General features: G+C 71.2%; 10 protein-coding genes. 7 read left to right on the forward strand and 3 right to left on the reverse strand.

Features of this window, described 5'->3' with window-relative positions; all coding sequences use genetic code 11:
- Nucleotides 1–27 precede the first annotated feature (27 nt).
- Nucleotides 28–1,242, forward strand: a complete 1,215-nt coding sequence (locus ACWDGI_RS10940; protein WP_450757596.1) for an acetyl-CoA C-acetyltransferase — start codon at nt 28–30, stop codon at nt 1,240–1,242.
- Nucleotides 1,243–1,282: 40 nt separating this feature from the next.
- Nucleotides 1,283–3,460 carry a 3-hydroxyacyl-CoA dehydrogenase NAD-binding domain-containing protein gene (locus ACWDGI_RS10945; RefSeq protein WP_450757598.1) on the forward strand — a complete coding sequence of 726 codons (2,178 nt, stop codon included), beginning with the start codon at nt 1,283–1,285 and terminating at the stop codon, nt 3,458–3,460.
- A gap of 64 nt (nt 3,461–3,524) precedes the next feature.
- Here ACWDGI_RS10945 and ACWDGI_RS10950 read toward each other — a convergent pair whose 3' ends face one another.
- The gene (locus ACWDGI_RS10950) at nt 3,525–4,247 is read right to left on the reverse strand and encodes a MerR family transcriptional regulator (RefSeq protein WP_450757600.1); all 723 of its coding nucleotides are present in this window, start codon (nt 4,245–4,247) and stop codon (nt 3,525–3,527) included.
- Nucleotides 4,248–4,510: 263 nt separating this feature from the next.
- Between ACWDGI_RS10950 and ACWDGI_RS10955 the strand changes: the two genes are divergently transcribed.
- Nucleotides 4,511–5,980, forward strand: a complete 1,470-nt coding sequence (locus tag ACWDGI_RS10955) for an amino acid permease (RefSeq protein WP_450757602.1) — start codon at nt 4,511–4,513, stop codon at nt 5,978–5,980.
- A 42-nt stretch (nt 5,981–6,022) separates the two neighbouring features.
- Nucleotides 6,023–6,514: a macro domain-containing protein gene (locus tag ACWDGI_RS10960; RefSeq protein WP_450757604.1), complete on the forward strand. Its 492-nt coding sequence runs from the start codon at nt 6,023–6,025 to the stop codon at nt 6,512–6,514.
- Between the two features lie 70 nt (nt 6,515–6,584).
- On the opposite strand, the gene ACWDGI_RS10965 is transcribed toward ACWDGI_RS10960, so the two are convergent.
- Complete coding sequence (locus ACWDGI_RS10965; protein ID WP_450757606.1) at nt 6,585–8,054, reverse strand: M1 family metallopeptidase; 1,470 nt, start codon at nt 8,052–8,054, stop codon at nt 6,585–6,587.
- Between the two features lie 220 nt (nt 8,055–8,274).
- Here ACWDGI_RS10965 and ACWDGI_RS10970 point away from each other — a divergent pair, with 220 nt between their 5' ends.
- Nucleotides 8,275–10,230 carry a Xaa-Pro dipeptidyl-peptidase gene (locus ACWDGI_RS10970; protein WP_450757608.1) on the forward strand — a complete coding sequence of 652 codons (1,956 nt, stop codon included), beginning with the start codon at nt 8,275–8,277 and terminating at the stop codon, nt 10,228–10,230.
- 4 nt (nt 10,231–10,234) lie between these two features.
- Here the strand turns inward: ACWDGI_RS10970 and ACWDGI_RS10975 are convergent, their stop codons facing one another.
- Nucleotides 10,235–11,254: an FAD-dependent oxidoreductase gene (locus ACWDGI_RS10975; RefSeq protein WP_450757610.1), complete on the reverse strand. Its 1,020-nt coding sequence runs from the start codon at nt 11,252–11,254 to the stop codon at nt 10,235–10,237.
- A 65-nt stretch (nt 11,255–11,319) separates the two neighbouring features.
- Here ACWDGI_RS10975 and ACWDGI_RS10980 point away from each other — a divergent pair, with 65 nt between their 5' ends.
- Nucleotides 11,320–12,339, forward strand: a complete 1,020-nt coding sequence (locus tag ACWDGI_RS10980; RefSeq protein ID WP_450757612.1) for an oxidoreductase — start codon at nt 11,320–11,322, stop codon at nt 12,337–12,339.
- Between the two features lie 57 nt (nt 12,340–12,396).
- On the forward strand, nt 12,397–14,043 hold the full coding sequence (locus ACWDGI_RS10985; RefSeq protein WP_450757614.1) for an ABC-F family ATP-binding cassette domain-containing protein: 1,647 nt from the start codon (nt 12,397–12,399) through the stop codon (nt 14,041–14,043).
- The last annotated feature ends 104 nt before the right edge of the window (nt 14,044–14,147 follow it).

Genomic DNA, 14,147 nt, shown 5'->3' on the forward strand with positions numbered 1-14,147 from the left:
CCCAAACCCTCGTTGAAAGGCTTGTCAGTGAGCACCGAAGCGTATGTGTACGACGCGATCCGCACCCCGCGCGGCCGCGGCAAGGCGAACGGCGCCCTGCACGGCACGAAGCCCATCGACCTGGTCGTCGGTCTGATCCACGAGATCCAGGACCGCTTCCCGGGCCTCGACCCGGCCGCGATCGACGACATCGTCCTCGGTGTCGTCGGCCCGGTCGGCGACCAGGGCTCCGACATCGCGCGGATCGCCGCGATCGCCGCCGGACTGCCCGACACGGTGGCCGGCGTGCAGGAGAACCGCTTCTGCGCTTCGGGCCTGGAAGCCGTGAACATGGCCGCCGCCAAGGTCCGTTCGGGCTTCGAGGACCTCGTCCTCGCGGGCGGCGTCGAGTCCATGTCCCGGGTGCCGATGGCCTCCGACGGCGGCGCCTGGTTCAACGACCCGATGACCAACCTGGCCACCAACTTCGTGCCGCAGGGCATCGGCGCCGACCTGATCGCCACCATCGAGGGCTTCTCCCGGCGGGACGTCGACGAGTACGCGGCGCTCTCCCAGGAGCGGGCGGCGACGGCCGTGAAGGAGGGCCGTTTCGAGCGTTCCGTGGTCCCCGTCAAGGACCGCGCGGGCCTGGTCGTCCTCGACCACGACGAGCACCTGCGCCCCGGCACCACCGCCGACTCCCTCGCCAAGCTCAAGCCCTCCTTCGCCGACATCGGCGAACTGGGCGGCTTCGACGCGGTCGCGCTGCAGAAGTACCACTGGGTCGAGCAGATCGACCACGTCCACCACGCAGGCAACTCCTCCGGCATCGTCGACGGCGCCTCCCTGGTCGCCATCGGCTCGAAGGAGATCGGTGAGCGCTACGGCCTCACCCCGCGCGCCCGGATCATCGCGGCCGCCGTCTCCGGCTCCGAGCCGACCATCATGCTCACCGGCCCGGCCCCCGCCACCCGCAAGGCGCTCGCCAAGGCCGGCCTCACCATCGACGACATCGACCTGGTCGAGATCAACGAGGCGTTCGCGGCGGTCGTGCTGCGCTTCGTGAAGGACATGGGCCTGTCCCTGGACAAGGTCAACGTCAACGGCGGCGCCATCGCGCTCGGCCACCCGCTCGGCGCCACCGGCGCGATGATCCTCGGCTCCCTCGTCGACGAACTGGAGCGCCAGGACAAGCGCTACGGCCTCGCCACCCTGTGTGTGGGCGGCGGCATGGGCATCGCCACGATCGTCGAGCGCGTCTGAAAACCCCGGCGGAACCAAGAGACCTCACGGAGACCCTCACATGACCGAGAGCACCACCATCCGCTGGGAACAGGACGACACCGGCGTCGTCACCCTGGTCCTGGACGACCCCAACCAGTCCGCCAACACCATGAACGCGGCCTTCGTCGAGTCCCTCGCCGCGGTCGCCGACCGCCTGGAGGCCGAGCAGGACTCGATCCGGGGCATCGTCTTCACCTCCGCCAAGAAGACCTTCTTCGCCGGCGGCGACCTGCGCGACCTCATCCGGGTCACCCCCGAGACCGCCCAGGACCTCTTCGACGGCGGCCTCGCCATCAAGCGCAACCTGCGGCGTATCGAGACCCTCGGCAAGCCGGTCGTCGCCGCGATCAACGGCGCGGCCCTGGGCGGCGGTTTCGAACTCGCCCTGGCCTGCCACCACCGCGTCGCCCTCGACACCCCCGGTACCAAGATCGGCTGCCCCGAGGTCACCCTCGGCCTGCTCCCGGGCGGCGGCGGAGTCGTCCGTACCGTGCGCCTGCTCGGCATCGCCGACGCGCTGCTGAAGGTCCTCCTCCAGGGCACCCAGTACAACGCCCGCCGGGCCCAGGAGAACGGCCTGATCCACGAGGTGGCAAAGACGCCGGAGGAGCTGCTGGCCAAGGCCCGCGCCTTCATCGACGCCAACCCCGAGTCCCGGCAGCCCTGGGACACGCCGGGCTACCGGATCCCCGGCGGCACGCCCGCCAACCCGAAGTTCGCGGCCAACCTGCCCGCCTTCCCGGCGAGCCTGCGCAAGCAGACCAGCAACGCCCCCTATCCGGCGCCGCGCCGCATCCTCGCAGCCGCCGTCGAGGGCAGCCAGGTCGACTTCGACAACGCCCAGGTCATCGAGGCCCGTTACTTCGTGGAGCTGGCCGCCGGGCAGATCTCGAAGAACATGATCCAGGCGTTCTTCTTCGACCTCCAGGCCGTCAACTCCGGTGCCAACCGGCCGAAGGGCGTGGAGCCCCGCAAGGTCACGAAGGTGGCCGTCCTCGGCGCGGGCATGATGGGCGCCGGCATCGCCTACTCCTGTGCCCGCGCGGGCATCGACGTCGTCCTCAAGGACGTCTCCGCCGAGGCCGCGCAGAAGGGCAAGGCCTACTCCGAGAAGCTGTGCGCCAAGGCCGTCGCCAAGGGCCGTACCAGCCAGGAGAAGGCGGACGCGCTGCTGGCCCGGATCACCCCCACCGCGGACCCGCAGGACCTCGCCGGCTGCGACGCGGTCATCGAGGCGGTCTTCGAGGACACCTCGCTCAAGCACAAGGTGTTCCAGGAGATCGAGGCGGTCGTCGCGCCCGACGCCCTGCTCTGCTCCAACACCTCCACGCTCCCCATCACCGCCCTCGCCGAGGGGGTGGAGCGCCAGGAGGACTTCATCGGCCTGCACTTCTTCTCGCCCGTCGACAAGATGCCGCTCGTCGAGATCATCAAGGGCGCGCGCACCGGCGACGAGGCCCTGGCGCGCGCCTTCGACCTGGTCCGGCAGATCAACAAGACGCCGATCGTCGTCAATGACTCGCGCGGCTTCTTCACCTCCCGGGTGATCGGCCACTTCATCAACGAGGGCGTCGCCATGGTCGGCGAGGGCATCGAGCCCGCCTCCGTCGAGCAGGCCGCGGCCCAGGCCGGCTACCCGGCCAAGGTGCTCTCCCTGATGGACGAGCTGACCCTCACCCTGCCGCAGAAGATCCGCCGCGAGTCGAAGCTGGCCGTCGAGGAGGCCGGCGGCACCTGGACCGCGCACCCCGCCGAGGCCGTCATCGACCGCATGGTCGACGAGTTCGGCCGCCCCGGCCGCAGCGGCGGCGCCGGCTTCTACGACTACGCCGAGGACGGCAAGCGCGCCGGGCTCTGGCCGGGCCTGCGCGAGCACTTCACCCGGCCGGACCGTGAGATCCCGTTCCGGGACATGCAGGAGCGGATGCTCTTCTCGGAGGCCCTCGACACCGTCCGCCTCCTGGAGGAGGGCGTCCTGACCTCGGTCGCGGACGCCAACATCGGATCGCTCTTCGGCATCGGCTTCCCGGGCTGGACCGGCGGTGTCCTCCAGTACATCAACGGTTACGACGGCGGCCTGCGGGGCTTCGTGGCCCGCGCGCGCGAACTCGCCGAGACCTACGGCGAGCGGTTCACGCCGCCCGCACTGCTCGTGGCGAAGGCGGACAAGGGGGAGACCTTCACCGACGCCCGCTGACCGGTCCGCCCCGCTCGACGGCACCAGGCCGGACGCCCCCCGGGCGTCCGGCCTGGTGCCGTCCTCAGGAGGGCGGGCCCTCCTCCGAGCCGGCGAGCCACTGGTGCACCTCTTGCCTGAGCGAGCGCTGGAACGTCGTCAGGAGCGCCTGCACCACCAGCGGCTGCATGTGGGCGGACAGGGACTTCACGTCCTGCTCGGTCCGCTCCGCCACCTCCTCCCGGAAGAGCTGCGACAGCGCGTGGGCGGCCGCGCGCGAGTGCTCGGTCAGCACCGTGCGCGCGGCCAGGATCGCCTTCTCGGACAGCGGTACGTCCAGGAGCTGCACGGCGAGCCGGAACAGGCCCGGGTCGATGCGGTAGGCGTCACCGTCGGGCCGTACGACATCCATCGCGACGAGCCGCTCGACGTCCCCCTCGTCCAGTCGGCGCCCGGCCCGCCGCCGTAGCTCCCCGGCGCTCACCGTCTCCTCGGCGTCCGGGGACCAGGAGGCCACCACGGCCCGGTGGACGGCCAGCTCGTGATGGCTCAGCCCGGGCGGCAACCGGTGCACATAGCGCTCGATCGCCGCGAGTGTCATGCCCTGGTGCTGAAGCTCCTCGATGAGCGCCAGCCGGGCCAGGTGCTCGGGCCCGTACCGGCCCACCCGGCGGGCACCGATCACCGGGGGCGGAAGCAGCCCCTTCGTGCCGTAGAACCGGACCGTGCGGACCGTGGTGCCGGCTCGGGCGGCCAGCTCGTCGATCGTGAGCGCCGGCTCGGACTCGCCGTCGGTGTCGGTCGTCATGCGTAGCAGTATCGCTGTCACAGCGGCACTGTGACACCGAAAGGTGCGCGGGCCGCGCGATCACCAGTTCGGCAGATATTCATCCGAATGTCATGATCGCAATCTTGTGAGAAGCACCGCTCTGTGATGTGCGCCATCGCATACGCCCAGGTGGCCGGGGGAAGGTGGCACCTTGGTCTGTGCCCACCACCGAGCGCGCGGACCGACTACGTCCGGACACCCGAGCGCGACCCGCTCGGGCGCACCAGAGAGTGGACCCACCTGTGAGCAAGAACGCCGTGGACACGGCACAGGCCGTAGCCACCCGGACCGACGCGGCCCAGACGCCCGCGGACGCGGGCGACGCCGGCTACAGCAAGGACCTCAAGGCCCGCCACGTCAACATGATCGCCATCGGCGGCGCGATCGGCACCGGCCTCTTCCTCGGCGCCGGCGGACGCCTCCACAACGCGGGTCCGGCGCTCGCCCTCGCCTACCTGGTCTGCGGAATCTTCGCCTTCTTCGTCGTCCGCGCCCTCGGCGAGCTGGTCCTGTACCGGCCGTCGTCCGGATCCTTCGTGTCGTACGCGCGTGAGTTCCTCGGCGAGAAGGGCGCCTACGTCGCCGGCTGGATGTACTTCCTGAACTGGTCGACGACCGGAATCGCCGACATCACCGCCATCGCGCTGTACACGCACTACTGGAGCATGTTCACCAGCATCCCGCAGTGGACGCTCGCGCTGATCGCCCTGGCCGTGGTCCTGGCGGTGAACCTCATCTCGGTGAAGATCTTCGGCGAGATGGAGTTCTGGTTCGCGATCATCAAGGTCGCGACCCTGGTCGGCTTCATGCTGATCGGCATCTTCCTGCTGGCCACCCAGCACAAGGTCGACGGCCGGACCCCGGGCCTGAGCGTCATCGGCGACCACGGCGGTGTCCTCCCGCACGGCCTGATGCCGGTCGTCCTGGTCATGCAGGGCGTGATCTTCGCGTACGCGGCCCTGGAGCTGGTCGGCGTCGCGGCGGGCGAGACCGCCGAGCCGGAGAAGGTCGTCCCGCGCGCCGTGAACTCGATCATGTGGCGCGTCGGCATCTTCTACGTCGGCTCGGTCGTCCTGCTGGCCCTGCTCCTGCCCGGCTCGGTGTACTCGGCCGACCAGAGCCCCTTCGTGACGGTCCTCTCCAAGATCGGCGTCTCGGGCGCCGGCGACGTCATGAACCTGGTGGTCCTGACCGCGGCGATGTCCTCCCTCAACTCCGGCCTGTACTCCACCGGCCGCATCCTGCGCTCCATGGCGGTGGCCGGCTCGGCCCCGAAGTTCACGGCCCGCATGAACCGCAGCCAGGTCCCCTACGGCGGCATCCTGCTGACCTGCGCGGTCTGCGTGCTCGGCGTCGGCCTGAACTACCTGGTGCCCAGCCAGGCCTTCGAGATCGTGCTGAACGTCGCCTCCCTCGGCATCATCAGCACCTGGGTGATCATCATGCTCTGCCACCTGATCTTCGTCCGCCGTGCGAAGGCCGGCCTGCTCGACCGCCCCTCGTTCCGCCTGCGCTTCAGCCCCGTCACCGAGATCGCCACGATCGCCTTCCTGCTGGTCTGCCTCGGCATGATGTGGAAGGACCCGGAGGTCGGCCGCAAGACCCTCCTGCTCATCCCGGTCATCGCCGCACTGCTGGTGGCGGGCTGGTTCGGGGTCCGTCGCAGGGTCTTCCAGACCGCCGACAAGGAATTGTCGCAGCTCACGAAGTAGCAGCTCAGCGCCATTGTCAGTGGCATCGCCTACGGTGGCGTCATGTCGGAGATCACTTACATCCGGGGTGACGCCACCGCGCCGTCGGGCAAGGGCGTCAAGGTGATCGCCCATGTCTGCAACGACCTGGGGGGTTGGGGGAAGGGCTTCGTCCTGGCGCTCTCACGCCGCTGGCCGGAGCCGGAGAAGGCGTACCGCACCTGGCACCGCGACCGGGCCGCCAACGACTTCGGCCTGGGCGCGGTGCAACTGGTCCGCGTCGAGCGGTACATCTGGGTCGCCAACATGATCGGCCAACGGGGGACGAAGACGGGCAGCAAGGGCGCACCGGTCCGGTACGAGGCGATAGACACGGCGCTGGCCAAGCTCGCCGACGAGGCGATCGAACTCGGCGCGTCCGTGCACATGCCCCGCATAGGCTGCGGCCTGGCGGGCGGCAAGTGGCCCCGCGTCGAGCCGCTGATAAACGAGCGGCTGGTGACCCGCCGAATCCCGGTCACCGTGTACGACTACGGCGAGGACACGGCCCCGTAAGGGGCGCGGGGAACTGCGCGACCAGCCACAAACGGCCCGCAGGCCCCCACTCACCGCACCCGGCACCCCCTCAGTGCACGTCGTTCGTCGCCGCGATCTTCTTCCAGGACCGTGGCTGAACGGGCACGCCCGCGGCCCTGAGCGCAGGCGCCGCCGGCTTCACCGGCTCGAACAGCCACGCGTCGAACAACCCCGACAGCGACTTCCCCGACACCTTCTCCGCGTACCCCTCGAAGTCGGCCACCGACGCGTTCCCGTACGCGTGCTCCTTCGGCCACCCCTTGAGAATCGCGAAGAACGCGTCGTCCCCGACCGCGTTCCGCAACGCCTGGACCGCCAGCGCCCCCCGGTCGTAGACGGCGATGTCGAACTGGTCGTCGGGACCCGGATCCCCCGGCTTCACCGTCCAGAACGCGTCGTCGGCCGGATGCGAGGCGTACACGTAGTCGGCGAGTTCCTGCGTCGTGCCCTCACCCTCGTGCTCGGACCACAGCCACTGCGCGTAGCGGGCGAAGCCCTCGTTGAGCCAGATGTCCTTCCAGCCCTTGAGGGAGACGTCGTCGCCGTACCACTGGTGCGCCAGCTCGTGCACGACCACGGAGGTGTTGGAGCCGTTCGCGAACTGCTTCGGGCTGTAGTAAACGCGGGTCTGCGTCTCCAGCGCGTACCCGGTCGTCGTGTTCGGCACGTACCCGCCGGCCGAACTGAAGGGGTAGGGCCCGAAGTAGCCGGAGAGCCAGTCGACGAGTTCCCCGGTGCGCTCCACGCTCGCCCGCGCCGCCCCGTCGTTGTCGCCGAGGTCCTTGCTGTAGGCGTTGACGACCGGCACCCCACCCTCGGAGGTGCTCGTCGTGATGTCGAACTTCCCGACAGCCAGCGTGGTCAGATAGGTCGCCTGCGGCTTGTTCTGCCGCCAGTTGTAGCGGGTCCAGCCGCGCTGTGAACTCGACGACTGGAGCAGGCCGTTGGAGATGACCTGGGTGCCGTCGGGGACGGCGACCGAGACGTCGTAGGTCGCCTTGTCCAGGGGGTGGTCGTTGCTCGGGTACCACCACCAGGCGGACTCGGGCTCATCCGCCGCGACCGCCCCGTCGGGCGTACGGTGCCAGGTGCTGAAGCCGTACGCGCTCTTCGTCGACGGCATCCCGCTGTAGCGGACCACGACGGTGACCTGCGTGCCCTTCGCCAACGGCGACTTCGGGGTGACGACCAGCTCGTGCTGACCGGAAGTGGCGAAGTCGGCTTTCGCGCCGTTGACCCGCACCTCGCTCACGTCCAGGAGGAAGTCCAGATCGAAGCTGGACAGGTCCTGCGTGGTCCGCGCCAGGATCGTCGCCGTACCGGCCAGCTCGTCGGTGGCCGGCTGGTACTGCAGACGCAGATCGTAGTGGGAGACGTCGTAACCGCCGTTGCCGTAGTACGGGTAGTAGGGGTCGCCGATGCCCGGCGCGCCGGGGCTGTAGCTCGCGGCCGATGCCGGGATCGCCAGCAGCAGGGAGGCCGCCGCGAGTGCGCCCGGCGCGATGATTCTGCGGTGCACGAGAACTCCAGGTCGGTAGGGGGCCGAGGCGCCCGCCACGCCCGGGCGGGAACGCCAGGTCGATGGAGCACGGAACTGTTCGGAGCCTATTGAGTCCCTGTGACCCCTGGGCTGTCCACGGCCCCTGCTGTCACACGATCGCCATTCGGCCGCAATCAGTCCTGCCGGTCCCTCAGGTGCCCTCTTCTGTGCAGGAGTTGACCGGGGTAGCGTCCGCCGCATGCCGAAACGCACGCGCTTCACGATCTGGAGACCGTTCGTCATCGCGGCCGTCGCAGCCCTGACGGCCGCCTTCCTCAGCCCGGTCGCGGCCCAGGCGGCCGGCGCGACCCCGCGCGAGAGCCAACCGGTCTACTCCTACGCCCACGCCATTCGCGAGGCCGTCTGGGTGGACACCGGCCTCGACTCCGACGGCGACGGGAAGACCGACCGGGTCGCCGCCGACATCGTCCGGCCCGCCGAACCCGCCGCGCAGGGCCGCAAGGTGCCGGTCATCATGGACGCCAGCCCGTACTACTCCTGCTGCGGACGCGGCAACGAGAGCCAGCTCAAGACGTACGACGCCAACGGGAACGTCGTCCAGATGCCGCTGTTCTACGACAACTTCTTCGTGCCCCGCGGCTACGCCGTCGTCGGCGTCGATCTGGCCGGTACCAACCGCTCCGACGGCTGCGTGGACGTCGGCGGCCGCTCGGACATCCAGTCCGCGAAGGCCGTCGTCGACTGGCTGAACGGCCGTGCCAAGGCCTACAGCAGCCGCACCGGCACCACCGCCGTCAAGGCCGGCTGGACCAACGGCAGGACGGGCATGATCGGCAAGAGCTGGGACGGCACCATCGCCAACGGCGTCGCCGCCACCGGCGTCAAGGGCCTCAAGACGATCGTCCCGATCAGCTCCATCTCCTCCTGGTACGACTACTACTTCGCCCAGGGCGCCCCGCTCTACGACTCCGGGCCCGACTGGCTGGCCGGCGCGGTGGAGAGCGACGCGGCCTACGCCAGGTGCGGTGCCGTACAGCAGAAGCTGGTCGACGGCGCACCGCGCACCGGCGACTGGACCGGCCTGTGGACCGAGCGGAACTACGTCAAGGACGCCGCCAAGGTGCGTGCCAGCGTGTTCCTCGTGCACGGCATGCAGGACCTCAACGTCCGCACCAAGAACTTCGGCCAGTGGTGGGACGCGCTCGCCAAGAACGGCGTCGAGCGCAAGATCTGGCTCTCCCAGACCGGGCACGTCGACCCCTTCGACTACCGGCGCGGCGCCTGGGTCGACACCCTGCACCGCTGGTTCGACCACGAACTCCTCGGCTACCGCAACGGCATCGACCGCGAGCCGATGGCGGACGTCGAACGCCACCCCGACCAGTGGGTGACCTCCGCCGTCTGGCCGCCGCGCGGCACCGCGGCCACCACCCTGCGCCCCGCCACCGGCACCCAGGAGGGGGTGGGCACCCTCGGCCTGGGCCGGAGCTCCGGCACCGAGACGTTCACGGACGACCCGCAGCGGAGCGAGACCGACTGGGCCGCACAGATCGCCACCCCGACCTCCGACAAGGCCGGCTTCCTCACCGCGCCGCTCACCCACGACCTGCGGCTGTCCGGCTCCTCCGAGGTCACGGTCACCGCCACCCCGACCACCTCGACGGCCCACCTGACCGCCGTCCTGGTCGACCTCGGCCCGGACACCATCCGGGACTACGCCGACGCCGCCGAGGGCATCACCACCCTCACCGACCGCACCTGCTGGGGGGAGAGCACGGCCGGCGACAGCGCCTGCTTCCTGAAGACCGCCGCCAGGACCAAGGCCGTCGACTACACGGTCTTCAGCCGCGGCTGGGCCGACCTCGGCACCTACGCCGACCCCGGCAAGGGCGTCCCGCTCACCCCGGGCAGGAAGTACACGATCACCCTCGACCTGGCGGCCACCGACCACGTCGTACCCAAGGGGCACCGGCTGGCGCTGATCGTCGCGGGTACGGACAAGGACCTCATCGATCCGCCGTCCAGCACCCCGACGCTCACCGTGGACCTGTCGCGCACCTCGGCCAGGGTCCCGCTCGTCGGGGGAGCGGCCGCGTTCGCCCGCGCGACCTCCGCGCGCTGGACCGCTCCGGAGGCGGGCGCCCTGACCGGCGTGCGCGTCCCGCGCACCGTGCAGCGCGTCCCCGCGGGCTGACCGCTCAGGCGGCCGGGCCCGGCTCCACCAGCCCGGCCGCCTCACGGGCACAACCCCAGGCCACCGTGACCCCGGCCCCGCCGTGCCCGTAGTTGTGCACCAGCACCCGCCCGTCCGGCAGGAGTTCACGTTCCAGCCGGACCGCGTCCCGGTACGGCCGCAGCCCCACCCGGTGCCCGAGCACCCGGGCCCCGGCGATCTCCGGCCGTACCGCCGCACACCGCGCCACGATCCCGGCCGCGGTGTCCGGATCCGGCTCCAGGGACCAGGCGTCCTCCTCCGCGGTGCCCCCGAGCAGCAGCCCGCCTGGCTGCGGGAAGAAGTAGACGGAGACACCCCCCTCGGAACCCCCCTCGGAACCCCCCTCGGACCCCCCCTCGGAACCCCCTCCGGCCCCTCCTCCAGGCCCCCCTGCGGTCTTGCCGACGGAGGTGTACCAGGTGCTGATCCCCGGGTTCTCCACCACGACCAGCTGCCCGCGCACCGGACGCACGGCCGGATCGGGAACAAGCGAACGAGCCCCGAGCCCCGAGCAGTTCACCACGACCGCCGCCGGCACCTCGCCCAGCCCGCGCACCCCCCGCTCCTCGACCGTCCCGCCCGCCTTTTCCAACCGCTCCCGCAGCCACGCGAGATGGACCGGCATGTCGATCAACGGCAGCAGCGCCGAAAGGCCTTCGGGCGTGGCGGCCAGCCCCGGCACCCGGGCCGCCCACGGACCCAGCTCGTCCAGCCGCAGCCCGTCGTGTACGCCCTCGACCAGGCGTACGCCCGTGTGCTCCGGCCGCGCCGCCAACTCCTCGTACACGGCGAGGGATTCGAGCGCCCAGTCGCCGACCAGCCGCTCCGGCTCGATCCGGTAAGGCCACCACAGCGCACCCGCGACCGCCGAGGTCGTACGCTCGCCGCTCTCCCGCGCCCAGACCCGCACCCGGCGCCCGCTCTCGGCCAGCACCACCGCCGTGGTCAGCCCGACGACCCCGCCGCCGACCACGATCACTCCGTCACCCAGCTCACGGTCCATGCCCGGACGTTAGCGGAATATGTCATGCCGCGCTCAGATCGTCCCACTCTGGGGATACTCACAGCATGTCTGCCGCATACGCGACCTTCGGCCTGGCCCCGGCGACGCGCGCCGGCGGCGTCCGCGCCGACGGCGGCTACCAGGTCCACCGGGACTTCGTGGACTTCGTCGTCGACGGGTCCCCGCTGCTGTTCCAGCTCTCCGACCTGGACGCCGTCTCCCCGCTCGCCTCCGACATCCCGCCCGCGATCTTCACCGCCCAGGTCCGCAGCCTGTTACTGGAGTCCGACGCACCGCTGCCCGGCGAGCGGTACGTCATCTACGGCTGCCCCGAGTGCGAGGACCTGGCCTGCGGCGCGGTCACCGCGGTCATCGAGCGGGACGGCGACGACTACGTCTGGCGGGACTTCGCCTGGCAGACCGACGAACGCGCCGACCTGGAGCTCAACGGCTACCACGGCATCGGCCCGTTCCGCTTCCCCGGCCCCGAGTACCGGGAGGCCCTCGGCGCCCTCCTCGATGACTCCGGCCCCCCGCCGGGCCGCCGGGTCCTGCTGATCGGCGCCCGCGTGGCCCTCCTCGCCAAGCTGGCCGCCGCCCTGCGCACCATCGGCATCGGCGCCGACATCACCCACGACGCCGAGGGCGTCCCCGCCGAGGAGCTCCGCGGCTACGGCGCCGTGGCCTTCGGCCCCACGGTCCCCGAGACCGAGCGGGCCGCCGTACGCAAGGCGTTCGACCGGGCCGCGGTGGAGGTCGCCTACGTCGACGGGCTCGCCCCGATCGTGCCCCTCCTCGTCGCCCAGATCGAGCACGCCCTCGACCGCAGCCCGCTTCCACAGCGCCGACTGACCCACCTGGTCGCCGCCGACGGCACGGCCGGCATCGAGGTCACCTCGCCCTGCCGGGTCCGGCTCACGGCGTACCGCCTGGACCGGCTCTCCCGCCTGCGCGCCCAGGATCTCTTCGACGGGGTCCTGGAACCCGGCAGCCACCGCATCCCCCTCGACGGCAAAGCGGCCAGGGACGGGGCCTATGTGGTGGCCCGGACCTCCGGGAGCGTCCTGGTGGCGGCGGCGCGCTGACCGGCGGAGGAACGGGGCCGAGGGTGTGCTCCCCGGCGCATTAGGATCGGCCTTCTGATGACTGCCACCCTCGTCGCCAAGAACCTCGCCGCCGGGCACGGCGACCGCTCCCTCTTCTCCGGGCTCGACCTCGTCGTCGCGCCCGGGGACGTGATCGGTCTGGTCGGTGCCAACGGCGCGGGCAAGTCCACCCTGCTCCGGCTGCTCGCCGGGCTCATCACCCCCGAGCAGGGTGAGCTGCGGCTCTCCCCGCCGACCGCGGCCGTCGGCCACCTGCCCCAGGAGCCGGAGCGCCGGCCGGGGGAGACCGTGCGCGCGTTCCTCGCCCGCCGCACCGGCGTCGCCGAGGCACAGCGGGTGATGGACGAGGCCACCCAGGCCCTGGTCGACGGGGCACCGGGGGCCGACGACGCGTACGCCACCTCCCTGGAGCGCTGGCTCGGCCTCGGCGGCGCGGACCTGGACGAGCGGGCCGAGGAGATCGCCGACACCCTGGGCCTGGCCGTCGACCTCGACCAGCCGATGACCTCCCTCTCCGGCGGCCAGGCGGCCCGCGCGGGTCTCGCCTCCCTGCTCCTCTCCCGGTACGACGTCTTCCTGCTCGACGAGCCGACCAACGACCTCGACCTGGACGGCCTGGAACGGCTCGAACGCTTCGTGACCGGCCTGCGCGCCGGCACGGTCGTCGTCAGCCATGACCGCGAGTTCCTCACCCGCACGGTCACCAAGGTCCTCGAACTCGATCTCGCCCAGGGGCGGATCAACCTCTTCGGCGGCGGCTACGACGCCTACCTGGAGGAACGCGAGGTGGCCCGCCGGCACGCCCGCGACGACTACGAGGAGTACGCCGACAAGAAGGCCGCGCTCCAGGACCGTGCGCAGATGCAGCGCTCCTGGATGGACAAGGGCGTCAAGAACGCCCGGCGCAAGGCGTCCAACGACAACGACAAGATCGGCCGCAAGTTCCGCAGCGAGGCCAGCGAGAAGCAGGCCGCCAAGGCCCGCCAGACCCAGCGCATGATCGAACGCCTGGATGTGGTCGAGGAGCCGCGCAAGGAGTGGGAGCTGCGCATGGAGATCGCGGCCGCACCGCGCTCCGGTGCCGTGGTGGCCACCCTGCGGGACGCGGAAGTGCGGCGCGGCGACTTCACGTTCGGACCGGTGTCCCTGCAGATCGACTGGGCCGACCGGGTCGCGGTGACCGGTGCGAACGGGGCCGGCAAGTCGACGCTGCTCGCCGCCCTGCTGGGCCGGGTGCCGCTGGACGCGGGTCACGCCGCGCTCGGCTCCGGAGTCGTGGTCGGCGAGGTCGACCAGGCACGCGGGCTCTTCCACGGCGGCGAGGCCCTGCTGGACGCCTTCTGCGCGGCCGTCCCGGACACCGCTCCGGCCGAAGTCCGCACCCTGCTGGCCAAGTTCGGCCTCAAGCAGGACCATGTCCTGCGCTCCGCGGCCACCTTGTCGCCGGGGGAGCGGACCCGTGCCGCGTTGGCGCTGCTCCAGGGCCGGGGCGTCAACCTCCTCGTCCTGGACGAGCCGACCAACCACCTCGACCTGCCCGCCATCGAACAACTGGAGTCGGCCCTCGACACCTACGAGGGCACCCTCCTCCTGGTCACCCACGACCGCCGCATGCTGGACGCGGTCCACGTGACCCGCCGCCTGGAGATCGAGGCGGGCAAGGTGACGGAAAGCGCCCCGTAAGGGGCCGGGGGGGCTGTGTCGATGTGCGGCTCCGCCGCGTGGGCGCGACCAGCCCCCCCGCAGACGCCGGACAGCCGACGCGGCACCCGCCACCGCGCCCCCGG

The organism is Streptomyces sp. NPDC001220, from assembly GCF_053597895.1.

What these genes read in the sequence shown, in the direction of transcription:
- ACWDGI_RS10960 (WP_450757604.1), top strand. Translation starts at nt 6,023, where the DNA reads ATGTCGGAGATCACTTACATCCGGGGTGACGCCACCGCGCCGTCGGGC.
- ACWDGI_RS10970 (WP_450757608.1), top strand. Translation starts at nt 8,275, where the DNA reads ATGCCGAAACGCACGCGCTTCACGATCTGGAGACCGTTCGTCATCGCG.
- ACWDGI_RS10980 (WP_450757612.1), top strand. Translation starts at nt 11,320, where the DNA reads ATGTCTGCCGCATACGCGACCTTCGGCCTGGCCCCGGCGACGCGCGCC.
- ACWDGI_RS10975 (WP_450757610.1), bottom strand. Translation starts at nt 11,254, where the DNA reads ATGGACCGTGAGCTGGGTGACGGAGTGATCGTGGTCGGCGGCGGGGTC.
- ACWDGI_RS10985 (WP_450757614.1), top strand. Translation starts at nt 12,397, where the DNA reads ATGACTGCCACCCTCGTCGCCAAGAACCTCGCCGCCGGGCACGGCGAC.
- ACWDGI_RS10945 (WP_450757598.1), top strand. Translation starts at nt 1,283, where the DNA reads ATGACCGAGAGCACCACCATCCGCTGGGAACAGGACGACACCGGCGTC.
- ACWDGI_RS10950 (WP_450757600.1), bottom strand. Translation starts at nt 4,247, where the DNA reads ATGACGACCGACACCGACGGCGAGTCCGAGCCGGCGCTCACGATCGAC.